General features: G+C 68.4%; 19 protein-coding genes. 10 read left to right on the top strand and 9 right to left on the bottom strand.

The window, feature by feature from the left end; all coding sequences use genetic code 11:
• Positions 1–29: 29 nt before the first annotated feature.
• Positions 30–1,808, bottom strand: a complete 1,779-nt coding sequence (locus QHF83_RS20470) for a lytic transglycosylase domain-containing protein (protein WP_282419565.1) — start codon at positions 1,806–1,808, stop codon at positions 30–32.
• A gap of 241 nt (positions 1,809–2,049) precedes the next feature.
• Here QHF83_RS20470 and QHF83_RS20465 point away from each other — a divergent pair, with 241 nt between their 5' ends.
• Both QHF83_RS20465 and QHF83_RS20460 read left to right on the top strand, forming a co-directional pair.
• The gene (locus tag QHF83_RS20465; protein ID WP_282419564.1) at positions 2,050–3,360 is read left to right on the top strand and encodes a type VI secretion system-associated FHA domain protein; all 1,311 of its coding nucleotides are present in this window, start codon (positions 2,050–2,052) and stop codon (positions 3,358–3,360) included.
• A gap of 44 nt (positions 3,361–3,404) precedes the next feature.
• Positions 3,405–4,130, top strand: coding sequence for a hypothetical protein (locus tag QHF83_RS20460; RefSeq protein WP_282419563.1), 726 nt, complete (start codon positions 3,405–3,407; stop codon positions 4,128–4,130).
• Positions 4,131–4,227: 97 nt separating this feature from the next.
• Here QHF83_RS20460 and QHF83_RS20455 read toward each other — a convergent pair whose 3' ends face one another.
• Complete coding sequence (locus QHF83_RS20455) at positions 4,228–5,175, bottom strand: hypothetical protein (RefSeq protein ID WP_282419562.1); 948 nt, start codon at positions 5,173–5,175, stop codon at positions 4,228–4,230.
• A gap of 207 nt (positions 5,176–5,382) precedes the next feature.
• Between QHF83_RS20455 and tssE the strand changes: the two genes are divergently transcribed.
• From tssE to tssG, 3 genes are all read left to right on the top strand, one after another.
• Positions 5,383–5,799, top strand: a complete 417-nt coding sequence (gene tssE / locus QHF83_RS20450; protein ID WP_282419561.1) for a type VI secretion system baseplate subunit TssE — start codon at positions 5,383–5,385, stop codon at positions 5,797–5,799.
• Between the two features lie 80 nt (positions 5,800–5,879).
• On the top strand, positions 5,880–7,649 hold the full coding sequence (gene tssF, locus QHF83_RS20445) for a type VI secretion system baseplate subunit TssF (protein ID WP_282419560.1): 1,770 nt from the start codon (positions 5,880–5,882) through the stop codon (positions 7,647–7,649).
• Entirely contained in the window at positions 7,613–8,782 is a 1,170-nt protein-coding gene (gene tssG, locus QHF83_RS20440) for a type VI secretion system baseplate subunit TssG (protein WP_282419559.1), read from the top strand. Before tssF ends, tssG begins: the two co-directional genes overlap by 37 nt.
• A 356-nt stretch (positions 8,783–9,138) precedes the next feature.
• On the opposite strand, the gene QHF83_RS20435 is transcribed toward tssG, so the two are convergent.
• Positions 9,139–9,810, bottom strand: coding sequence for a hypothetical protein (locus tag QHF83_RS20435; protein WP_282419558.1), 672 nt, complete (start codon positions 9,808–9,810; stop codon positions 9,139–9,141).
• A gap of 149 nt (positions 9,811–9,959) precedes the next feature.
• Between QHF83_RS20435 and QHF83_RS20430 the strand changes: the two genes are divergently transcribed.
• Positions 9,960–10,568 (top strand): hypothetical protein, encoded by a 609-nt coding sequence (locus QHF83_RS20430; protein WP_282419557.1) that lies wholly within the window; start codon positions 9,960–9,962, stop codon positions 10,566–10,568.
• An 89-nt stretch (positions 10,569–10,657) separates the two neighbouring features.
• The gene (locus QHF83_RS20425) at positions 10,658–11,896 is read left to right on the top strand and encodes a hypothetical protein (protein ID WP_282419556.1); all 1,239 of its coding nucleotides are present in this window, start codon (positions 10,658–10,660) and stop codon (positions 11,894–11,896) included.
• 58 nt (positions 11,897–11,954) lie between these two features.
• On the opposite strand, the gene QHF83_RS20420 is transcribed toward QHF83_RS20425, so the two are convergent.
• Positions 11,955–13,259, bottom strand: a complete 1,305-nt coding sequence (locus tag QHF83_RS20420; protein ID WP_282419555.1) for an FHA domain-containing protein — start codon at positions 13,257–13,259, stop codon at positions 11,955–11,957.
• 143 nt (positions 13,260–13,402) lie between these two features.
• A complete protein-coding gene (gene lon, locus QHF83_RS20415) occupies positions 13,403–15,853 on the bottom strand; it encodes an endopeptidase La (protein WP_282419554.1) in 2,451 nt (816 codons plus the stop codon).
• Positions 15,854–16,164: 311 nt separating this feature from the next.
• On the opposite strand from lon, the gene QHF83_RS20410 reads away from it, so the two are divergent.
• Positions 16,165–17,052, top strand: coding sequence for an SUMF1/EgtB/PvdO family nonheme iron enzyme (locus tag QHF83_RS20410; protein WP_282419553.1), 888 nt, complete (start codon positions 16,165–16,167; stop codon positions 17,050–17,052).
• On the opposite strand, the gene fmt is transcribed toward QHF83_RS20410, so the two are convergent.
• The 4 genes from fmt to deoC form a co-directional block, all read right to left on the bottom strand.
• Positions 17,049–17,981 (bottom strand): methionyl-tRNA formyltransferase, encoded by a 933-nt coding sequence (fmt, locus tag QHF83_RS20405; protein WP_282419552.1) that lies wholly within the window; start codon positions 17,979–17,981, stop codon positions 17,049–17,051. The two genes, QHF83_RS20410 and fmt, sit on opposite strands and share 4 nt — an antisense overlap.
• A gap of 480 nt (positions 17,982–18,461) precedes the next feature.
• Positions 18,462–19,412 (bottom strand): aldehyde dehydrogenase family protein, encoded by a 951-nt coding sequence (locus QHF83_RS20400; RefSeq protein WP_282419551.1) that lies wholly within the window; start codon positions 19,410–19,412, stop codon positions 18,462–18,464.
• On the bottom strand, positions 19,412–20,941 hold the full coding sequence (locus tag QHF83_RS20395) for an aldehyde dehydrogenase family protein (RefSeq protein WP_282419550.1): 1,530 nt from the start codon (positions 20,939–20,941) through the stop codon (positions 19,412–19,414). Before QHF83_RS20395 ends, QHF83_RS20400 begins: the two co-directional genes overlap by 1 nt.
• A gap of 9 nt (positions 20,942–20,950) precedes the next feature.
• On the bottom strand, positions 20,951–21,802 hold the full coding sequence (deoC, locus tag QHF83_RS20390; protein WP_348980452.1) for a deoxyribose-phosphate aldolase: 852 nt from the start codon (positions 21,800–21,802) through the stop codon (positions 20,951–20,953).
• Between the two features lie 261 nt (positions 21,803–22,063).
• Between deoC and QHF83_RS20385 the strand changes: the two genes are divergently transcribed.
• On the top strand, positions 22,064–22,957 hold the full coding sequence (locus QHF83_RS20385; RefSeq protein ID WP_282419548.1) for an alpha/beta hydrolase: 894 nt from the start codon (positions 22,064–22,066) through the stop codon (positions 22,955–22,957).
• A gap of 94 nt (positions 22,958–23,051) precedes the next feature.
• Entirely contained in the window at positions 23,052–23,723 is a 672-nt protein-coding gene (locus QHF83_RS20380; RefSeq protein WP_282419547.1) for a hypothetical protein, read from the top strand.
• Positions 23,724–23,871: the final 148 nt, after the last annotated feature.

Genomic DNA, 23,871 nt, shown 5'->3' with positions numbered 1-23,871 from the left:
GGCATCCTACAAGGACCCGGGGCCCGACGTCACCCGCGGGATCGGCCTCGCGATCCTTTCCTTCCATCGCCGCGACCCTTTTGCGCGTCCGTCTTCTCGGTACCGCGCGCTGCGTCGGAAGGACCCTTGTCCTTATCTTTGCTCGCGTTCGCGCTCGTGCCCGGATCGATGATGCGGCGCTGCGTCTCCTCCGCTTTGGCGCCCGCCTCACCCCCCTCGGCCGCGCCGAGATCGAGCGCACCGAGCACGCCGGGCTTGACGTGGAGCCTCAAAATGGATCCTGCGCGGAGTTTGTCCTCTTCGCCGAGCCGGTTTTCCCGCGCCACGTCGTCCACATCCATCGCGAATTGACGCGCGATTCCGATGAGCGTGTCGCCCGGACCAACCTTGTAAAGCAGCGTCTTTCGCCCTGTGCGCTTCTTGCGCGGCCGGAAAGGCTCCTCGTCGCCCTCGTCGTCGTCCGCCGCGGGGCCCACGCCGGCCTGCGCCGCGAGCTCCTCGACCGGATCCCGGAGCGCGCGCCGCTTCTTGTACGAAGGCAGGAGCGAGAGCAGGCTGTCGTTGTCCCGCGTCGCCGCGCGACGCCGCACGAAATCGCGCCCGCCGATGAGATCGACCGGATCGAGCACGGCCGCGTCCTCGGTCACGATCGGCTCGGTCTGGAGGAGAACCGGCAACATCGTATGCGCGCGCGAGAGCGACTCGGCCGGCACGTTCACGAGGAAGTCGCCACGCCCCGGCGGCAGCCTATCGCCGAGCAGATCCGGATTGAGCTGCCGCACCGTCTTCAGCGGCACGCCGGCCGCCTTGGCGAGGGTCTTGAGCGACAAACCAGGCGGCGCCGCGATCTCGGCGGCGTCGACGGGACGCGCGAGCTCGACCTGATCGAACCCGAAGCGCTCCAGGTTGTTCGCGACGAGCGCCGCCGCCGCGATCTTCGGGACGTACGACGCCGTCTCCGAGGGCAGCGCTTCCTGCCGCGCGAGCTCGTTGAAGTCGGCCGTGCCGTAGCGATCGATCCGATCGAGGAGCTGCTCGTAGCCCATGTTGTACGCCGCGAGCGCGAGATCCCAGTTGCCGAAGCGCATGTAGAGATCCCGGAGGTGGTGCGCGGCCGCGCGCGACGCGAGCCTCGGGTTTTTCCTCTGGTCGACGTGCTTGTTCTGCTCGAGCCCGTACACCGCGCCCGTCGCCGGCATGAACTGCCAGAGCCCCATCGCCCCCGCCGGCGACTTCGCCCGCGCGTCGAACCCGCTCTCGATCATCGCGACCCAGATCAGATCCTCGGGCAAACGCCACTCGCGGAGCTCGCCCTGGATGAGGTCCTGGTAGCGGCCGCTGCGCTTCAGCCAGGTCTCGAACATCCCGCGGCCTCGATCGGTCCGCGTGAAGAAGCGGACGTACTTCAACGTGCGCCGCGTGATCGACACCTTCAGATCCGGCAGCTGCAACCGCGAGAGCGCCTCCGCGCCCGCCACGTCGAGATCGTCGACCTCGGCCCCCTCCCCCGTCGCGTCGGAGTTGAGCCGCGGCGGACGCGAGTACATCGGCCGATCGAGCGAGGACTGCTCGCCGCGCGCCGCCTCCCGCATCTCGACCTCGCGCAGCCTGCCGAGGTGCTGCGACTCCGGCCCGCCCATCCGCGCCGCCGTGACCCCGCCCCGCGGCGCCTCCCCCCGCGCGGGCGCTCGCGAAGGATCCACGACGAGCGGCACCGGCGCGGCCTCGGGGCGGGGCGCCCCCGGCGTCGGCGCGACCGCCACCACGGCGGCCTGGACAGGCGCCAGCGCCGCGTCCGGTGCGCTCATCCCCACGCCGTACCCAAATGCAAGGGCCGAAACGAGGGGCGGAATCCTGTGGAGGAGGCTCATGTCGGTCAGGGTCGCATGATGTAGGTAAAGGTGTCAAAAAACCGGGACGACCGACCCAAAGGCCCGCGAACGGGGTGACGCGCCGCGCCGCGGCGAACCTGGCGGGATCGAAGGAGGATCGTCTTGATCGTCGCCCGCTACTTCTGGTCCCGGGACACTGTCTGCTAGTCTCGCACCCATGCCGCTGGCGCTCGTGGCCCGGGTCATCGATACCCAGGCCAATCAAAGCTTCGACGTCACATTCGAGCGCTTCCCCATCCGCATCGGCAGAAACCAGCTCAACGACCTGCACATCGATCGGCCGTACGTCTCGCAGTTCCACCTGGCCATCGACGTCCGCGATCGGCAGATCATCGTCAAGGATCTCGGCTCGACGAACGGGACCGTGTTCGCGGGTCGGCGCCTCACGCGCGACACGCCGACCGACGTCACGAGCACGCCGGAGCTGACCATCGGGCCGATCGTGATGCGGATGCAGCTCATCGACGCGGCGCCGAAGAAACGCGAGGCCCCGAAAGACGGGACGGTCCTCGACTTCGCCCAGGAGCAATCCGGCAACGCCGCCGCGTCGTGGAGGCAGCAGCAGAAGCCGATCACGCCCGGCGCCGAGGACGCCTACGTGCGGCAGCTCCAGCCCTACGTCGAGGCCTACCGCGCGGCCTGGGGCGGCGTGTATCGCGTGATCTACGATCACCTGCCGCGCCTGTCGCCCGAGGTGCGGCAGAACTATTTGAAGCGCGTCGCGATGGAGCAGCCGACCCTCGCGGCCGAGAACGATTTCCAGAAGCTCTCGCAGTACTACGGCGTCGATCCGCGCATGCTCGGCGAGCCGAGCCCCGCGCAGGCCGCGCACGCCGCGATGATCGAGCTCGCGCGCACGCTCGCGCCTGGCTCGAAGCCGATCGAGGACGTGGAGAGTGTGCTGACGTTCGGCCGCAAGCTCCGCGACGCGATGGAGGTCTTCCTCAAGTGCTTCGTGAGCTTGCGGAACGGCTACCAGGAGTTCGAGGCCGAGATGCTGGCGCGCGAGGTCACGCCGGACGAGAACGATCGCGTCGCCTCGGCGAAGGACGAGAAGGAGCTCGGCAACGTGCTGCTCGGCCAGCAAGGCGGACCGGACGCGCCGCGGCAGCTCCAGGACATCTTCGTCGACGTGATGAGCCACCAGGTCGCGCTCATCAACGGCGTGATGGAAGGCGTGCGCACGCTGCTCACGAAGCTGTCGCCGAAGACGATCGAGGACGAGCTCGAGCGTCGTGGTAAGCGGGGCGGCCTATTCTCGAACAAATTCGAAGCTCTCTGGAAGCTCTACGAGGTCGTCCACGGCGACTACGCTGGAGAACAGAAAGAGACCTTCCTGATTATTTTTGGCCCGCAGTTCTCTCGCGCGTACGCTGCGACTGCCGGGGATGACGAGAAAACCACCGGCGATGCGGGTGCGAAGAACCGCGGCCGCTTCACTCTCTCGCCGAACCAGCTCAAACGATGAGCCGCGCCCGCATCGCGGGGCGCGGATACGGAAGGCTCATCCGAATGCGTATCAGGGAGATCGTTCTGGCCACGTTGGGCCTCGTCTCAGCCTCCTTCGCCTACTCCACGGAGGCATCCGCCCAGACCGCCGGCGTCCCGGCCATCGCGCCGCGCGACGAGACGTGGGGCACGGTGAGCCACGTCATGCTCGGCGTCGGCGCCGGCACGGTCTTTCTCATGCCGCGCGTGTACTACAGCGACCCGGAAGCGACGGTCGGCTGGAAGGGCCGCTGGCACTTCTCGAGTTTCGCCCCCGCGATGACGATGGCCGCCGCGACGTTCCTCGTCGACGGCCCCATCCGGAACGCCTTCCAATCGGAGCGCCCAGGCTGCACCGTGGATCAGACGCTCGTCGCGAACCCGGACTCGGGCTGCGAGACGTTCGGCGGGCCCTCGACACACGCCTTCGCGTCGTGGGGCGCGACGGGCGTCGGCACGGGCATCTTCCTCGTCGACACGATCAAGTACTCGAAGGGCCGCTTCAACGCGGGCTCGTTCATCGGCAACATCGGCGTCCCGCTCGTGGCCTCGATCCTCACGTCGGTCGGGCGCGGCGTCGAGTCGCCCGCGGTCGACGAGTTCGGCACGCAGACGCTCCCCTACGAGAGCTCGAACCAGATCATCGCCGGCACGTTCGCGGGCTTCTTCACCGGCCTGCTCGTCGGCGGCGCCTACGCGCTCCTCCAGCGCCCCTCCTGCGGCTACGGCAACGCGATCTTCTGCTGGTGAAATGACAGACGCCCCGCGCGGGCGGGGCGTCTCCATCATTCCCTGAACCGTTGGCCCTCCGAAGTTCGGAGCGCCAACGGTTTTTCCTTTTGGAACCTCAGTCCTGACCGACGACGCGCTCCCAGAGCGGGTCGTTCGACGAGAACAACGCGTCGCGCTCCACCTTGAGGAAACGCGAGAACTCGACCTTGCGCAGGGCGCGGTCGCTGTCCCGGTTCGGATCCTCGTAGTGGATGATGCTCACCTTCACCTGCTCGAGGAGCTGGATCCCGTTCGGCTTGTAGCTGACGTCCGTTCGAAGCTGATAGCGCGCGTAGAGCCCGCGCTCGGTGACCGACGGGAGCACCTGCACGCGCTCGATGTCGACCTTCGCCGCCTCGATCAAGCGCCCGCGGCGCGCGAGGAACATGTGCGCCTGTTTGCGACAATCATCGGGATCGGGGCAGCGCTTCGCCTCCGCCACGACGAGGTTGTCGTCGCCGAGACGAACCGGCGTGATCTGCGATTTGGCGGGCCCGCGGAAGCTGCCGATCGCGTAGATCTCGGCGCGATCGTCGACCGCGCGCGCGAGGAGGATCGGGCCGCCTTCGTCGCCGTTTTCGAACTTGAGCACGCGGTACCAGAGCGTGCGCAGGCCGTTCGGGCCGGAGCGGACGTCGACCTCCTCGACGTCGAGCTTGCGCGGCCAGCCTTTCTCCGAGATGCCGCCGCGGAGCGACTCGTTCGCGAAGGCGTAGTGGCCCGTGCAGTCGACGTCGGTCGGGTTCAACCCCTTCTCCGCGTTGAACCCCGGGAACGCGATCTCGGCCCACTGATCGGCCTCGAGCGTGCGCACCACGGCCTTGCCGCGGCCCCCGCGCAGCGGTGAGAGCTTCTGCGTGCACACGGCGATCGGCGTCTGCTCGCGCGTCTTGGCCTCGAGGTGCGGCTGCTCGGGCGCAGCGCCGCAGCCCATCGTGGAGGCGATCCCCAGCGCCAGCGCGGCGAGGCTCCCGCGGCGCGCCGTTTTCGCTTGGTTCGGGCGGTCTTGAAGAGACGGCTTCACGCCTCATTTCGTATCACGCAAGGCGCCTGCCACGAAAATTCCCTGTGAGCCCCCCGCGCACGATCCACGGCCCGAACCCCGACAACGCCCCCTCCACACGAAGGCAGGTGACCTTTGATACAATGCCAACGAGCCGTTTCGAGGGGGAAGCGCGGCGCGGGGATTCGGGGCTTCTGGTCGAGCGGGGCGACGGGTAGAATGGTCAGCATGGCAGCCTCGCTGCTCACGCGCATCGCCCACGCGGCCAACCCGCACTCGCTGGAGAGGCACACGTGGAAGGATCAGGATCTCGAGCAGGGGGTGATCACGCACCTCTCGCGGATGCTGAACACGCGGCAGGGTAGCTCCCTGACCTGCCCGGATTATGGGCTGATCGAGGTGTCGGAGATGCTGCACGACTTCCCCGACGCGGTCGGCATCGTGCAACGCGCCATCAAGAACAGCATTCAGCAGTACGAGCCGCGCCTGAAGAACGTGCAGGTGCGGCACATCAAGAACGAGGTCCTGGGGACCATGTACCTCGAGTTCGAGATCACGGGGCAGCTGCACTACCCGGACGGACGACGTTCGGGGCTTCGGTTCAGCACCTCCGTGGATGGGAGCGGCAACGTCAAGATCGGCTGATCGGTTCGCGGAGGCGCGAACCTCTTCACGATCGTTGACACTGCCTCTGCGGAACGGTCGACTGTTCGGCGTCGGGCCCCATGTTCAACAAGTACTACCAGGACGAGCTATCCTACCTGCGCGAGCTCGGGCGCGAGTTCGCGCAGGCGTACCCCGCGATCGCGCCGATGCTCGCCGAGCGCGGGGCAGATCCGGACGTCGAGCGGTTGCTCGAAGGCGTCGCGTTCCTGACGGGGAAGATCCGGCAGAAGCTCGACGACGAGCTGCCCGAGGTCATCCACTCGGTCGCGTCGCTGCTCTTCCCGCACTACCTCAGGCAGATCCCGGCGACGTCGATCGTGGAGTTCACGCCGCTGCCGAACGTGGTCCGCGAGAAGCTCATCGTCGCGCGGCACGCCGAGGTCGGCTCGGTGCCCGTCGACGGTGTTTCGTGTCGATTCCGCACGACGCAAGACGTGGAGCTCCTGCCGCTCACGGTGGAGGACGTGCGCGTCGAGACGGGCGCGCAGCTCGCGCAGTCCTTGCGGATCGAGGTGAAGGTGACGGGCGGCGCGGCGCTCGCGGCGCTCGCGCTCTCGAGGATCCGCTTCTACATCCACGGCGAGCGCAGGCTCCAGGACGACGTGCGCGTCTGGCTCGGGGCGCACGTCGACTCCGTCGCGCTCTGCGCGGTCGACGCCGCCGGTCGTGACACGACGCTGGCAACACTTCCTGCGCGCAACGTAAAACTCGTCGGGTTCGACGAGGACGAGGCGCTGATCCCCTACCCGCCCACGGTTTACGCAGGGTTCCGGCTGCTCCAGGAGTACTTCACGCTCCCGCAGAAGTTCGCGTTCTTCGAGGTCGTGGGCCTCGAAGCGATGCCCGCGGACAAACTCACCGACCGGTTCTCGATCCTGATCCAGTTCAAGGACGGTCTGCCGGCGGGGACACGTCTGTCGAAGGAGAACTTCCGGCTCTTCTGCTCGCCGGTCGTGAACCTGTTCGAGCACTCGAGTGATCCGATCAAGCCCGATCCGAGCAAGTACGAGTACCTCGCGCGCCCCGCGGGCTCGACGCCGGTCGCCTACGAGCTCTACAGCATCGAGAACGTGATCGGCATCGCGCGGCGCACGAGCCAGCGCGTGAAGATCCCGCCGTTCTTCTCGTTCGAGCACGAGCTCGATCCGGAAGCGTCGTCGCGCGGCGTCTTTTACCAGACGCACATCAAGCCGGCGGCGATCGGCGACGGCGTGGACATCTACGTGTCGTTCGGCTCGGCGCAGGACGGCGCGGCGATCCCGGAGTTCGACGTCATCAGCATCGAGGCGACGTGCACGAACCGACGCCTGCCGGCGCAGCTCAAGGTCGGCGATCTGCGCGTGCCGACGGCGACGTCGCCGGCGGTCGCGAGCTTCACGAACGTCACGGGCGTGACCGCGCCCTTGCCTCCGCCGATGGGCCGCGAGCTTCAGTGGCGCGTGCTCTCGCACATGGCGATGAGTTATCGCTCGATCACGGAGCTCGACGTGCTCCGGTCCGTCCTCGAGATCTACAACTTCCCCGCGCTCGTCGATCGTCAGGCGGCGCGGGCGAACCAGCTCCGCATGCAGGCGATCAAGTCGATCCGCGTCCGCCCCACGGATCGGCTCTACCGCGGCGCGCCCGTGCGCGGCGTGGCGACGGAGGTCGAGCTCGACGAAGGGGGCTTCGCGGGTGAAGGCGAGATGTATCTCTTCGCGAGCATCCTGAACGAGATGCTCGCGGCGTACGTCTCGCTCAACTCCTTCACGCAGCTCAGCGTCACCGGCACCAATACGCGCGTGGTTTATCGATGGGAGCCGAAGAGCGGCAGCCTGAACCTGATCTGAGCGGCGGGCCCAAACCCGACGCGGCGTTCGCGCCGTCGCCCGATCCGGAGCGGCAGGCGAAGGCCATGATCGCGGCCAAGATGGCCGAGCTCGAGCACAGCGCGCGTCGCTACTCGTTCTTCCGGCTCGTCTACATCCTCGAGCGCCTCTTTCCAGGCAGCGCGCCCGTGGGTCAGCTCGGGCCCGTCGCGACGGAGCGCATCCGCCTGCGCGCGGACACGAGCCTGATCTTCGCGTCGACGGACGTCAGCGAGCTGAAGTCGACGAAGTACCCCGACGAGGTCGAGCGCGCGCGCATCACGGCGGGCTTCCTCGGGCTCTACGGCTCGGTCTCGCCGCTTCCGACGTACTACGTCGAGGAGCTCGCGCAGGAGGACTACCAGGGTGGTCCGCAGCCGAAGCGCGAGTTCCTCGACGTCTTCAACCATCGCCTGCTGTCGCTGTTTTACCGGGCGTTCACGAAGTACCGGCACTCGGTCGGCTACCGGAGGAAGGGCGACGATCCGTTCACGCGGCGCCTGCTCTGCGCGGCAGGCGTCGATGGGTTCCGCGAGCACAAGAGCCCGCTGCACCGGTTCCTCTACCTGCGCTACGCGCCGTTGCTCGCGACGAAGTCCCGCAGCGCGCATGGGCTCGAGGTGGTGCTGAAGGACATCTTCGGCAGCATGGGCGTGGACATCGAGCAGTTCGTCGGGCACTGGACGCTGCTGGAAAAACCGCTGCGCAACAAGATGGGCGTGGCAAACCATCAGCTCGGCGAGAGCCTGACGATCGGTCGATGGGTCTACGACGGGACAGGCCGATTCAAGATCAAGCTCGGGCCGCTGAAGTACGACGAGTACATCTCGTTCTTGCCAGGCGGCTCGAACCGCTCCGTCCTCAAAGCCGCAGTCGACACGCTGACGCGCGGCGCATGCGACGCGATGCTCGAGCTGCACGTGGCGACGGAGGACGCGCCGCGCTTCCAGCTCGCATCACCGCGCGCGTCGACGCTGGCGCGAACGACGTGGCTCGGCGGCCCCGTCGGCCAAAACTTCGTGATCGAAGTACCGCTGAACGACAAACCCCAGAAGACCGGCCAGGGAGAAGACGAAGAGGAAGAACGTCTCGACCCGCCGCCGCTTCCGTACTAGCCCCGCCGCGCTGGGGCGTTGCCCCAGGCCCCACCAGGGGCTATCCGCCCCTGGACCCGGACCAGCCAGGGGCTGGACCCGGGGTCGATGAACTGCGCGATGCGCAGTTCATCGAACAGGCCAGGGCAAGACCGGCGAGGACGCTGCCAACCAAGACAGCCGAGCTGCCCTTTCGACTGGCAACACGGTTCAACTGGCCCGTTGGAAGAACTGCGCGGAGCGCAGTTCTTCCATCACGAGTCCAGGGCTTGCCCTGGTCCGGGTCGAGGGGCGGATAGCCCCCGCGGGGCCCGGGGCAGCGCCCCGGCGCGGCGGCCCCCCGAAGAGACCCATCCTGATGTGAGGAAGGAAATCGCTCAGTACACGAGCATGCTTCGCAGCGCTGTCGCCATCTCGTCGGCGACCGACTCGATGTTCTCGCCGTGAACGACCTGCACGAGCAGGAGGCGATTGCCGCTGCGGATCAGAATTTCGTGCGCGTACGAGTGATACGCCGGTTTGGCGGGGACACGCGTCTTCACGATGTAGCTTCGTGCTTGCGCGTTCGCCGTTGCCACGGGCATTCGGCCTGCGAGGATCTGCGCGCCTTGCTCCTCGCAGTCGCGCTCGTAGCGCTTCATCACGTCGGGCCAGGTGTCCTCGGGGTGATCGATCCGTTCGTAGATCGAGAAGAGGAACTGGCGCGGCGACTGGTACGAGATGAAGCGTTGACCGGGGGAGTAGTCCGCGTCGCGCACGTACCAGTCGATCGGGCGTGCGAGGCGCACGTCACCGTCGAGCACGCCGACGCCCACGCGGCGCGGGAGGCGCTCGTTTTCGTCGGCGTTCAGCTTCGGGAAGTAGACTTCGTAGCTCTGGTTCTTGTCGATGACCCCGCTGCCGTGCAGGTAGAACACGTCGTCTCGCTGGGGCGCCGTGGGCGAGCCACCGCAGCCGAGCGAGACGATGGGCAGGGTCAGCGCGCCCAGCACGACGGCCAGACGGCGAACAGAGCGGAGCTTGGGGGCAGAGAGGTCGACGGGCCTCATCACGGTTAACTTAGGATACCCTGGTCGCGGGGCCAAATGATCGCTCATGAGTTTGGCCTTCTCGCCGAGACCGTTGAATCATCGGGCCGGCTTCGGACAAGATGATGCCAGGATCCGGCGTCGCTCGCGCGGCGCCTGGGGAGTGCACCGTGACGTATCTCGCAGAACGTAGTGTCCTTCTATCCCTCGCCCTCGCGCTCGGCGGCTTCGGCTGCGTCGGTCTCGAGGCTGGCATCGACTATCCGAGCGATTTGCCCTCGCCGGATGAGCACCTGACGACACCGGAGGGCGACGCGGACCCCAGCGTTTCGCTGAACGGATTCGTCATCAAGGATGACGTCTGCAAGGGGCTCGACACCCACCCGATCACGCAGCGGCTCGGGCCGGAGGACTTCGCGCGTTTCCTGGAGACCCAGGGGCTCAAGATCGAGCCCAAGAAGGCGCGTGACAACCTCTACTGGTTCGACTTCCCCACCGGCGAGAAGAAGGAGGGGGAGCCGCAGCAGTTCGTGCGCCTCCGCCTCGCGGTCCTCGACGACCACTTCGCGGCCACGCGGGATCTGCAGGAATCGCTCCTCGATCACGGCCCTGGCTGGTGGGGGGTGCGCCGGTCGAACCTCGCGGTCCTCGCGCCGAAGACGAGCCTCTCCGAGTCGGTCGCCTTCGCGCTCAAGCACAAGCTCGTTTGCTGGGGCATGTTCGCGTACACGGGCACCGACGACGTGTACGGCGTCCCGGGTCCGTACACCGAGCTCTGAGCGCACGGCCCTCCCGCGGAGGGGGCTCGAGACGGGAAGGACGCGCGCGGGTGTAGTCCGGATGCGTGTCATTCACGTAAACTCGATCCATGCGCTTCCGGCTCGCCTTTGCTCTCACCGCCATCCCGACCGCCATCGGCGCCTACCTCGCCGCCTGCAGCCCCCCCGACAACCTCGAGGACCTCTGCGGCTGGCTCGGCGATACCAACAACTGCTACCGCAAGTTCGCCCAGGAGGTGACGGACCGGTGTGGCGTGGTCGTCAACGCCGATACCCCGCCGAACGATCCGGCCCAGCCTTCGCCGCGCCATGGAACGTTCCTCAAGCGCGACAAACTCGACCTCTGCGTGTTCGACAGCGCGGCGGGCGGAAGGGTCGTCTTCGATCCGCCGCTCGACATCGCGGAGTTCCCCGTCAAGACGGCCTCGTTCGCCATCATCAACGCCGACGCCACGTTGTGCGGCGCTGGCGCGGTCGGCAACGACGGGGCGTTTGCGATCTCCATCGAGTCGAACCCGCCCATCCCGGACGGCGGCACGGGTGACGCCGGCGCCGTGGATTGCTCCAGCGAGTTGCAGACGTGCGGTGGCACGTTCTCCGTCACGTCGATCACGGAGCGCGAGCTCATCGACACGAAATGCCCGAACGGCGAGACGCATCGCTTCAACCGCCTGCAGCTCGCGAAGTGCGACGGCGACCAGCAGATCGAGCAGGACTACGACCAGCTCATGCCGAGGGCGGAGATCTTGTCCAGCGCAGGCGCGGTGGGCGTGAACGGCTTCGTGCGGTTCCGCGTGGTGTACCCGCCGTCGATGATCCCCATGCCGACCGACGAGAAATATCCGCTGAGCGGCGAGCCGCCGGTGGTCGTCGAGTACTTCGAATGCAGCGTCCCGGGCGCGTCCTCCACGTGCACCAACGCGCAGAAGGACCCGGACGAGACCGACGTGGACTGCGGCGTGATCTGCGGCAAGGGCTGCGCGGACACCAAGTACTGCGCGATCAACGCTGACTGTGCTTCTCGGAACTGCGCCAAAAACGAGCCCGGGGACCTCGTGTGCCAACCGAACCCGAACTGCAAGAACGGGACGCACGACGACGGCGAGGGCGACGTGGACTGCGGCCTCATCTGCAACAACGCCTGTGGCGAGTGCAAGACCTGCATCTTCCACGACGATTGCAGCTCCGGCTCTGTTTGCGTGCTGGATACGGACGGCGTGAAGAAGTGCCGCGCCGACGTCGACGCCGGTGCGTGCACGATGCCTGATGCGGGCGGCGGTGGCGCAGGCGGCGCGGGCGGTGCCGGCGGTTCGGGCGGCACGCCCTGAGACGCAACACCGCGCGCGTGGTGCACGTTCGCCCCACGCGCGCGGTTCGCTTGTTTTTTCAGGACACGAGCAGTTTGACCACGAACGTCGTGCTGCCGAGGCGTAGCCGATCGTTGTCGCGGAGCTGGCGGCGATCGCCGGGCACGAGCTTCTGCTCGTTCAGGAAGGTCCCGTTGCGCGAGTTGTCGTCCTCGACGAACGCCTGACCCGTCGCGGGATCCGCGTGGATCGTGGCGTGGCGCGACGACGTGCTGCCATCCGAGACCGCGATGTCCACGCCGCTGTCCCCGCCGCTCCGGCCGAGCTGCGTCCGGCCGCTGTGGATCGGCCAGAAGCTCCCGCCCGGATCGTTCTGGAACGTCACGAGGAAACCGACGAGCACGCGTTGCCCCGCCGGCGTCACCACGGGCGGAGCGGCGGCCGCAGGACCCGACAGCGAGCCCGGCGAGACCATCGGCGGCGCGACCATCGGCGGCTGCCCCATCCCGCCTCCCCCGAGTCCGCCCGGCGTCATCATCGGCGGCGGCGCGACCATCGGCGGCGGCGCAAGCCCACCGAGCTGACCTGGCCCCGTCAGGCGCGGCGGCGCCGCGGGCATCGCGCCCACGCCGCCCTGCTGCATCATCGGCGGCGGGCCCATCTGCGGCACCGCCATCTGCGGCACCGCCATCGGAGGCGCGGCCATCTGCGGCGCCGCCATCGGAGGTGCGGCCATCTGCGGCACTGCCATCGGCGGTGCGCCGAGGCCCGGGTTGCCGAACGTCGGCGCGGGCTGCCCCATCGGCGGAGGTTGTCCGAACGAAGGCGCGACGGGCACCTGCGGCTGCCCCATGGGCGGCTGCCCCATGGGCGGCGCGCCGAGCGGCGCCCCACCGAGCGGCGCCCCACCGAGCGGCGCCCCACCGAACGGCATCCCGCCGGGCTGCATCCCGGGCTGCATCCCGCCGGGCGCGGGCGGCGCTCCGAAGCCCGGAGCCGCGGGCATCCCGGGCGGCGCGCCCATCGGCTGCTGCGGCGCGGGCTTCGGCGCCTCGCGCGCCCAGGGCGAGCGCATGGGACTGTCGTCCGCGTCGGCTGACGAGAACGCGCTCGCGGCTGGCATCCCGCCTCCGGCCATGGGCGGCGGCGGATAGGCCCCGGGCGTGACGGGCGGCGGAGGCGCCATCCCGCCTGGGTTGATCTTCGGCGGAGGCGCGGGGTAGCCGCCGCCCATCCCTGGGGGCCCCGGAGGCGCATAGGCCCCCGCTCCACCCATCGGAGGCGGCGCCGGTGCGCCTGCTCCACCCCCCACGGACGCTCCGCACATGTTGCAGACCGAGTCCGTGTCCTTGAGCATCCACTGACAGCTGGGACAGGGCTTCATCCGCCCGCCACATTAACATTTTTGTCCGCCGCGGGTCTCCCGCTCCGCGAACGTCGGGCGAGCGAGGGGATCGGCGCCACAAAAAGACATCGGGGGCGATGCGCGGAGCACCGCCCCCGATGTTCAGTACCGACAAACCTGCGTCAGTTGCTGCTGGCCGTCGGTTGCTTCTCGGCGTCCTTCTTCTCGCCGTCGCGGGCCTCTTCGGTCCCCTCCGGCGTCGGCTGCGGCATCGACTCGAGGGCCGCTTCGAGCACCTGCTCCATGCGGCTCACGAAGAAGAACTGCAGCTCGTCGACGACCTCCTTCGGCACCTCCTCGAGGTCCGCGCGGTTCCGCTCGGGGACGATGATGCGCTTGATCCCCGCGCGGTGCGCCGCGAGCACCTTCTCCTTGAGGCCGCCGATCGGCAGGACGCGACCACGCAGCGTGATCTCGCCCGTCATCGCGACGTCGTGCCGGACCTTGAGGCCCGTCAGGAGCGAGACGAGAGCGGTGAACATCGTCACGCCCGCGCTCGGCCCGTCCTTCGGCATCGCGCCCGCGGGGATGTGGATGTGCAGATCGCTCTTGTCGAGGAAGTCCTTCGGGATGCCGTACTTCAAGGCATTCGTCCGGACGAACGACAGCGCCGCCTGCGCGCTCTCCTTCATGACGTCGCCGAGCTGCCCCGTGAGCTGAAGCTTGCCGGTGCCGTACATGCGCGTCGCCTCGATGAAGAGGATCTCGCCGCCCACGCTCGTCCACGCGAGGCCCGTGGCCACGCCCGTGTCCGCCGTGCGCTCGGCGACCTCGCTCGTGTACTTCGGCGCGCCGAGGAACTCGTGCAGGTCGTCCTCGTTGTCGACGCGACGCTTCTGCGTCTCGCCCTCGGCGACCTTCACCGCCACGCCGCGGATGACGCTCGCGATCTGGCGCTCGAGCGAGCGGACGCCCGCCTCGCGCGTGTACCGATCGATGATCTCTTCGAGCGCACGATCGGTGATCTCGAGCTGCTCCTGCGTGAGGCCGTGATCCGAGAGCTGCTTCGGCAGGAGGTGCTGCCGCGCGATCGCGAGTTTTTCGCGGCGCGTGTAGCCCGGGATCTCGAGGATCTCCATACGATCACGCAGCGGAGGCGGGATCGGGTCGGCCGTGTTCGCCGTGGCCACGAACATCACGTGCGACAGGTCGTACGGGATCTCGGGGTAGTGATCGGCGAACGTGTTGTTCTGCTCCGGGTCGAGCACCTCGAGCAACGCCGCGGACGGGTCGCCGCGGAAGTCGTGCCCGATCTTGTCGACCTCATCCATCATGAAGACCGGGTTCACGGTCCCCGCCTTCTTCATGCCCTGGATGATCTGGCCGGGCAGCGCGCCGACGTAGGTGCGCCGGTGGCCGCGGATCGCCGCTTCGTCGTGCACGCCGCCGAGCGAGACGCGGTGGAACTTCCGACCGAGCGCGCGCGCGATGGAGCGCCCGAGCGAGGTCTTGCCGACGCCAGGAGGCCCGAGCAGGCAGAGGATCGGTCCCTTCTTGTCCTGCTTCAGCTTGCGCACCGCGAGGTACTCGAGGATGCGCTTCTTCACCTTCTCGAGGCCGTAGTGATCCTCGTCGAGGACCTTGCGCACCGCCGAGATGTCGAGGTTGTCCGTCGTCGACTGCGTCCACGGGATGTCGAGGATCCAGTCGAGGTACGTCCGGACCACGGTGTACTCGGCCGAGCCCACCTGCATCGTGCGCAGGCGCTTGAGCTGCTTCTTCGCGACGGTCTCCGCCTCCGTGGGCAGGTTCGCCTTCGCGATGCGATCCTCGAGGCCGTCGAGATCGCCCTGATCGCCGTCGTCCTCGCCGAGCTCCTCCTTGATCGCCTTGAGCTGCTGGCGGAGCACGTACTCGCGCTGGTTCTTGCCCATCTCCTCCTTGATCTGGGAGTTGATGCGCTCGCGCATCTTGAGGATCTCGAGCTGGCGCGTGAGCAGGCGCAGCACCTTGCGGATGCGCTCCTTCACGTCGACGGTCTCGATGAGCTGCGCCTTGTCCTCGACGGGCGCGTCGAGGTTCGCCGCCACCAGATCCGCGAGCGCGCCGGGCGCCTGGATCGAGTCGATCAGCGAGCCCGCCTCGCGCGGCAGCTCGGGCATGAGCTGGATGACCTGCTTGGCGATGTCGCGCAGGCTCATCGCGAGCGCTTCGGCCTCGACGTCCTCCGTCGCGGGCTCGTCGATGCGACGGATCTTCGCCTTCATGTACGGCGACATCGTGACCACGCCTTCGAGACGGATCCGCGTCAGGCCCTGGAGGATGAGCGAGTAGTTGCCGGAGCTGTGCTTGAGCGCCTTGAGGACGCGGGCCGCACAACCGACCGGGTAAAGATCCTCGGCCGCGGGATCGTCCGTCGAGGGATCCCTCTGCGCGAAGATCGCGATCACCGGCCCGGGAAGGTTGTCGACGTCTTCGACGAGGGCGACGCTCTTCTCACGGCCCACGTCGAACGGCGCGACCGCTCCCGGAAACAGCACGGCGTTGCGGATGGGGAGGACCGGGAGCTCATCGCCGAAGACCACCTCCTCCTCGGAACGCGGCTGACTCGGCGGGTTTTTCTTTTCCGACATGAGACGATCTCCTCTGCGAAGCTACCCGGGACGGGAGCAGCTCCGACCGGCATCGGCGGCAATTGCTGGACCCTACAGAGGCCAGCTCACGAATAGCGTCAATCGGTTTGATGTCCTCCCGAGCCCCGCGGAGCAAGCAACGCCCGAGCGGGGTCTCGGAGGCGGCGGTCAACGTAGACACGACGCACGCGCCATGCCAGGCCTCTGCGGGAGATTTCATCCGCCCTCGGGAGCCACAGGGGTCCCGTAGGGCCTTCTCCGAGCTTTTGAAGAGCCCGCCACGGCTAGCGCCCCCGTCCGGGGCGGGTACCATGCGCCCGGGAGTCCGCCGCTTGCTCGATCCGGTCCTCGCGACGTTGTCCCTCGCTGCCTTCCTGCTGCACGTCCCCGCAGCGCCTTCGCTCGATCCAGGCCCGAACCCCGAGTGCCCGAGCGACATGCGCCTCGTCACGGGCACGCACGCCGACGAGGTCCAGCACCTCTGCACCGATCCCCGCAAGGACACGAAGACGACGCATTGCTTCGCTTATTTCGAGGGCCTGACGGGGGAGGAAGGGCCGCGGACGGACGTCCGTGTCTGCATGGATCAGTTCGAGGCGCCAAACCGGCGCGGCGCGCGCCCGCTCGTGATGCAGTCGTTCCGGATGGCCGAGCGCTGGTGCGGCGAGCGCGGAAAACGCGTCTGCACCGAGCAGGAGTGGGAGCTCGCCTGCGAGGGCGGCGAGCGCAGGCCGCTCGCGTACGGCTGGCAGGTGAACCGGACGCAATGCAACAGCGACAAGGGGTGGCGACCGTTCGACGCGCGGGCGCTCGCGGCCGGAGGCGAGGACGAAAAGAAGGAGCTCGCGAAGCTCTGGCAAGGGTCGACGAGCGGCTCGTACCTCAGTTGTGTCTCGCCGTTCGGCATCTACGACATGATGGGCAACGTCGAGGAGTGGGTGGCGACGCGGCCCGGACGCAAATTCCCCGGCGCGCTGATGGGCGGGTTCTGGGCGAAGCCGTGGACGGGCTGCCGCGGGACGAACGACGCACACGAGCCGTCGTTCACGTTCTACGAGACGGGCTTTCGCTGCTGCGCCGATCCCGGGAAGCTCTCGGATGCGACGAAGGCGCCGAGCGGCGGCGACGGAACGAAAGACGACGGCGGCGACGCGAAGCCGAAGCCGGCGAAGAAGAAGCGGAAGAAGCGCGCCGGCTAGGCGCCGAGGGTCATGCCCTTCGCGAGGGCACGACCGGCGACGAGCTCCTGCGCGGACAGAGGCTTCCGTCCTTCGAGTTGCCCGCGCACGAGCGTGATCGAGCCCGCGCCACACGCGATCTCCGCGCCCCATTTGTCCGCGGCGGTGATCTCGCCGGGCGCGCCGCGCACACCTTGCTCGGTGGCCACCTTCGTTGCGAGCACCTTCAGCCCTTTGCCTGCGCACGTCGTGAACGCGCCGGGCCACGAGGTCATGCCGCGGACGTGATCGTGCACCGCGCGCGCAGGCTTCGACCAATCGATGCGGCCGTGCTCCTTCTCGAGCATCGGCGCCATCGTCGCCGCCGCGTGATCCTGTTCCCGCGCGACGAGGTCTCCGGATACCGCGCGGAAAAGATCCTCGCGCACGACACGCGCCGCGAGATCGCCGAGTTCGACGTAGAGCTCGTCGGCGGTCATGTCCTCCCCGATCGGGATCCGGTGCGTGGAGAAGACCGGGCCCGTGTCCATGCCCTCGTCCATCTGCATGAGGCAGACGCCCGTCTCGCGCTCGCCGTTCACGATCGCCCACGTGATCGGAGCGGCGCCGCGGTACTTGGGCAGGATGGAGGCGTGGAGGTTCATGCAGCCGCGGCGAGGCGCTTCGAGCACGGCCTTCGGCAAGATGCGGCCGTACGCGATGACGAGCGCGACGTCGGCGTTCGTCTCCGCGATGAGGCGGGCGAAGTCCGGTGTTTTGACCTTGAGCGGTTGCTCGACGCGCAGGCCGAGCTCCAGGGCACGCTGCTTCACGGGCGGCGCGCGGAGCTCGAGGCCGCGACCGGCAGGGCGATCGGGCTGGCAGACGACGAGCGGGATCTCGGCGATCGCGTGGAGCGCGTCGAGCGCGGGGACGGAGATGGCGGGGGTGCCGAAGAAGAGGGCGCGCACGGGCGGGGTGTAGCGCTTCAGAGGCGGCGGAGGAAGTCGATGAGGGGCTGGAACTCGGGACGGGAGAGATCAAAGACGCGATCCCTGGCTCCATCCACGACGCAAAACCCCACGCCTTCTGCAAGGCGTGTCTTGCACGCACGCAAATCGACCCCTCGTGCGTCGCGACGTCCCTTGCACCCGCGCAAGCCGTGCACTCGCGACTGTTTGGGGTGCCTTGCGCCGATGCAAGACACTCCAAACACATGTCACGGAGGCGCTTGCGCGGGCGCGAGCACGCCGAAACGGTGTGTTCGAATGCTCTTGCGCCCGTTCAAGAGGGGTCGTCACGAGTGCGCGGGGTGTCTTGCGCCGGCGCAAGCCCCCCCGCGCACATGGCCCCGCATGTCTCGCATGCACGCAAGACACGCCGCGCACGCGGAAACCTTCGGCTCGCGTCGGCGCAGCGCAGGTGGGGATGCCGGTGGGTGGAAGTTGCGCTCACGCCCCGGAGGGGTGCCAGATCGTCTTCATCTCGACGAACCGCTCGATCCAGCGCGGGCTCGTCGCGCCGTCCGCGTCGAACCAGGCCGCCTCGTCGATCGATCGCGTCCGCACGCGCTTCACGTTCACGATGGCCGCCTCCTCCGCCTTGCGCGCGAGCTCCGGCGTCACGCCGTGCAGATCGAGCGCCGCCACCTCCATGTGCTTCGCGAGGTGCGGGAGCAGCTCGGCCGCGCGGCCCGTGAGCACGTTGATCACGCCGCCCGGCAGATCACTCGTCGCGAGCGCCTCGCCGAGCACGAGCGCCGTGCGCGGATCCTCCTCGCTCGCGAGCACGATGGCCGTGTTGCCCGCCGTGATGATCGGCAGGACCGCGCCGAGCAGCCCGAGGAGCGCCGGACGCGCCGGCGCCACGACGCCGACCACACCCATCGACTCGGGCACGGTGAAGTTGAAGTGCGGCCCGGCAACGGGATTCAGGCTCGAGAACAAGCTCTGGTACTTGTCCGCCCAGCCCGCGTACGAGACCACGCGATCGATCGCGACCGCCGTCTCCGTCGCCGCGCGTGATGCTTCGAGCCCGCCGCGCTCGAGAGAGCGCGCGAGCTCGCCTTGCCGCGCTTCGAGCATCTCGGCGAGCCGGTAGAGGATCTGCCCGCGGTTGTACGCGGTCCGGCCGGACCAGCCCTCCCACGCGCCGCGCGCCACGACGACCGCGTCGCGCACGTCCTTGCGGGACGCCCACGGCACGTTCTCTTTCGTTCCACCGAGGCTCATCGGATCCGCCACCTGGATGTACCTGCCCGACTCCGATCGAACGAACTGCCCGCCGACCAGCATTTTGTACGCCTTGCGTACCGACAAACGGGCGGGCGGGACGAACCCATTCTCGCGCTCGTCCGTGCGGGCAGGCGCCCCCGCCGTGTCCTTGTCCTTCGCGCGCGCCATCAGTCCACCTCGAGATACGGCAAGAGCCCTTGCCGGCCGCCCTCGCGGCCGAAGCCGCTCTCCTTGTAACCGCCGAACGGAGAGCTCGGATCGAACTTGTTGTACGTGTTCGCCCAGACGACCCCGGCGCGCAGGCGCTGCGAGACCCAGAAGCTCTTCGAGCCCTTGTCCGTCCAGACGCCGGCGCTGAGGCCGTACATCGTGTTGTTCGCCTTCTCGATCGCCTCCTCGGGCGTGCGGAAGGTCATCACCGCGAGCACCGGCCCGAAGATCTCCTCGCGCGCGATGCGGTGCGACTGCGACACGCCCGTGAAGAGCGTCGGCGCGAACCAGTAACCACGTGTCGGCAGCTCGCACGGCGTCGAGAACCGCTCGGCGCCTTCGCGCTCACCCGCCTCGACGAGCTCGCGGATCTTGTCGAGCTGCATCTTCGAGTTGATCGCGCCGACGTCGGTGTTCTTGTCGAGCGGATCCCCCACGCGCAGCGTCTGCATGCGATCGCGGAGCTTCTGCAGGAGCGGCTCGAACGCGCCTTCCTCCACGAGCAGGCGCGAGCCCGCGCAGCAGACGTGCCCCTGGTTGAAGTAGATGCCCGAGATGATCCCTTCGACCGCCTGATCGAGCGGCGCGTCCGCGAACACGATGTTCGCCGCTTTGCCGCCGAGCTCGAGCGTGAGCTTCTTCTTCGTGCCGGACAGGGCCTTCTGGATCCGCTTGCCCACGTCCGTCGATCCCGTGAACGCGACCTTGTCCACGTCCGGATGCGCGACGACCGCGGCGCCCGTCGCGCCCGCGCCCGTCACGATGTTCACGACGCCCGGCGGCAGATCACACTCCTCGATGATCTTCGCGAGCAAGAGCGCCGTGAGCGGCGTCGTCTCCGCGGGCTTGAGCACGCACGTGTTGCCCGCGGCGAGCGCGGGCGCGAGCTTCCACGCGGCCATGAGCAGCGGGAAGTTCCAGGGGATCACCTGCCCCGCCACGCCGAGCGGGCGCGGCGAGCGACCCGGGAACGCGTACGCGAGCTTGTCGGCCCAGCCCGCGTAATAGAAGAAGTGCGCCGCCACGAGCGGCAGATCGACGTCGCGCGACTCCTTGATGGGCTTGCCGCCGTCCATCGTCTCCACGATGGCGAGCTCGCGCGCCTTCTCCTGGATCACCCGCGCGATGCGGTAGATGTACTTGCCGCGCTCGATCCCGGAGAGCTTCGACCAGTATTTTTCGTAGCCATTCCGCGCGGCCTTCACGGCGAGATCGACGTCGCGCTCGTTGGCCTCGGCGACCTCGGAGAGCTTCTGCTCGGTCGAGGGGCTCACGGTGTCGAAGTACTTGCCCGACGACGGCGCGACCCATTTGCCGCCGATGAAGAGCTCGTAACGCGGATCGATCCGCACGTGATCGGCGGCCTCGGGCGCGGGCGCGTAGGTCCACGCCTTGCCGAACTCGAGCGCAGCTCGCTGCGCAGGCGACGACGGGGCCGCGTGGGTCTCGCCGTTCGTCGCAGAGGCGATCGTTTCCTTGGCGGTCATCGTGTCTCCTCAGTCCTTGCTGAAGTAATCGCCTGACTGGTAGGCGCCCGTGCGCTGCGTCTCGAGCTGCATGAGCACGTCGTTGAGCAGCGTGGATGCGCCGAGGCGGAAGAGATCCGGCGTGAGCCAGGCGTCCCCGAGCGTCTCCTTCACGAGCACCAGGTAATGGAGCGCCTGCTTGGCCGTGCGAATCCCGCCCGCGGGCTTCATGCCGATGCGCTTGCCCGTCGCGTAGAAGAAGTCGCGGATCGCCTCCAGCATCACGAGCGTCACCGCGGGCGTCGCCGCCGGCGTGACCTTGCCCGTCGACGTCTTGATGAAGTCCGCGCCCGCGAGCATCGCGATCTGGCTCGCCTCGCGCACGAGGTCGTACGTGCCGAGCTCTCCCGTCTCCAGGATCACCTTGAGGTGCGCAGATCCGCACGCCTCTTTCGTCGCCGCGATCTCGTCGAAGATGCGCGTCTTCTCCCCCGCGAGCAGCGCGCCGCGATCGATCACCATGTCGATCTCGTCGGCGCCCCAGGCGACCGCGCGCCGCACGTCGTCGAGCTTCACGTCGAGCGCCGAGAGCCCGCTCGGGAACGCCGTCGCCACGCTCGCGACCTTCACGCTCGATCCGGCGAGCGCGTGCTTGGCCACGGGCACGAGCTTCGGGTACACGCAGATCGCGGCGCACGGAGGCACCTCGGGCGAGGCGTGGGGGCGCATCGCCTTCTGGCAGAGCTGCGTGACCTTGCCCGGGGAGTCCTTCCCTTCGAGGGTCGTGAGATCCATCATCGCGATGGAGAGCAAGAGCCCCGCGACCTTCGCTTCCTTCTTGATGCTGCGCTTGCCGAGGGCCGCCGCGCGCTCCTCGACCATCACCTTGTCCACGGTGGGCGCCGAGAAGTCGGGGTACGTCCGCGGCCCGCTCGGCCCCGCTGCGCCTTTGCCATTGCCGCCTTCTGCAGCCATCGACCGGCCTCCGGGGGGTTTTGGGGGCAGAGCCCGGCTCGTCCGGGCGGAGTCCCCAACGTCTGCTGAGGTTCGAGGCAGAGCCCGGCTCGTCCGGGCAGTGCTCCTACCGGCGCGGGACGCTAGCAGAACTATCCGCGCCGCGGCATCCCTGCTAAGGGTGGCAAGGTGCAGAGCGGGTCGGGCCTCGTCTTCGTCAATGGAATCCGCCTCTACATTCACCGTTTTCAGCCCGCCAGCGCCCGTCCGAGCGGCCTGACGGTCCTGCTCCTCCACGGATACCTGGACTCGGGCGCCACGTGGGATCTCGTGGCCGAGCCCCTCGCGCGCGCCGGCCACGACGTCCTCGCGCCCGATCTTCGCGGGTTCGGCGAGAGCGACTCCGTCGGCGCAGGCGGCTACTACCACTTCCCCGACTACGTCAGTGACCTCTCGTCGCTGCTCGACATCCTCGCGCCGAAGCGCCTCGCGCTCGTGGGTCACTCGATGGGCGGCACGATCGCCGCGCTCTTCGCCGGCGCGCGGCCCCAGCGCGTCGATCAGCTCGTCCTGCTCGAAGGCCTCGGCGCGCCCGCCTCCGAGCCGAGCAGCGCCGTCGATCGCATGCGCACCTGGCTCGACGACATGCGCTCGCTCGATCGCACCCCGCGCCCCGTCGGCTCCTTCGAAGAGGCCCTCGATCGCCTCGCGCGCAGGCACCCGCAGGTCCCGCGCGGGATCCTCGAGAGCCGCGCGCGCCTGCTCACGCGCACCCACTCGGGCCGTTTGTCCTGGGCCTACGATTCCATGCACCGCACGACGGCGCCGGTGCCGTTCCACCTCGAGTCGTTCAAATGCTTCCTCCGCCGCATCACGGCGCCCACGCTCTACATGAGCGGCGGCGTGAACGGCCTGCGTCTGCCCGATGAGGCCGAACGGCTCGCGTGCATCCCGAGCACGCTGCACGTCGACCTGCCCGACGCCGGCCACATGATGCACTGGACCGCGCCCGAGGTGCTCGCCGAGCGCTTGCTCCGCTTCTTCGCCTCGCCGCCCGAGGACCGGCCCGCCGCGCCGCGCTGACCTCCCACGCACGAGGGAACGGCGCGCGATCTCGACGGCGCCGATCTCACGCGCCTGATTGAATTTTCGATCGCGAGGCGGCACGCTGAACGGCATGCGACACCCGCGCTTCTTTTCTTTCTCTTCGCTGCCGCTTCCCCTCCTCTCGCTCGCGCTCGCGACCGGCTTGCTCCTCACGGTGTCGAGCTCCGGATGCGGGACCGATCGCGCCTGCTTCTACTGGACCGAGCTCGAAGGCGCCTGTCCCGCGCAAGGCGATGCGCTCGACTTCTTCCAGGGTGATTTCTGCTCGAGCAGCATCACCGAGGTGAACAGCGAGGGCTCATTCGAAGGTGACACCTGCTGTTACGACGTGACCGAGGACAGCTCGACCTTCGCGACCTGCGTCCCCGAGCCAGGCCCCTTCCCGCCCGGGCCCTCGGTCGCCCAGGGCGTCGGCGGCGCCCCCGGCGTCGGCGGCTTCGGCAGCGGCGGAGCCGGCGGCGTGGCCGGCGCCGGCGGCGAGGGAGGATCGGGCGGCGCATCGACGTGCGCGTCGTGCAAGCAGTTCCTGCTCGACGATATGCCGCCCGAGCTCTGCCCCGAGTCCGTCCCGCTCTACGAGGCCTTCACCGACTGCAAGTGTCTCGGCGCCTGCGCGTCCGTGTGCGGCGAAGCCTGCATGTCGAGCCAGGTCCCCGCGTCCGACTGCGAGAACTGCCTGCTCGACAACTCGTCGAACGGCTGCGGCATGCAGTTCCTGGCCTGCTCGAACGACGGCAACTGAGCAGGACGAACCCACGGCGCAGCGCCGGGGTTTCACCCCGGACCCGACCAGGGGCTATCCGCCCCTGGACCCGGACCAGCGCAAGCGCTGGACCCAGGGTCGATGAACTGCGCGATGCGCAGTTCATCGAACAGGTCGAGTCAATACC

The sequence above is a fragment of the Polyangium sp. 15x6 genome (genome assembly GCF_029960785.1).
In the GTDB taxonomy this organism is placed as follows: Bacteria; Myxococcota_A; Polyangia; order Polyangiales; family Polyangiaceae; genus Polyangium.
Note: the sequence above shows the minus strand (reverse complement) of the source record. Positions and strands in the feature narration are given on the sequence as shown.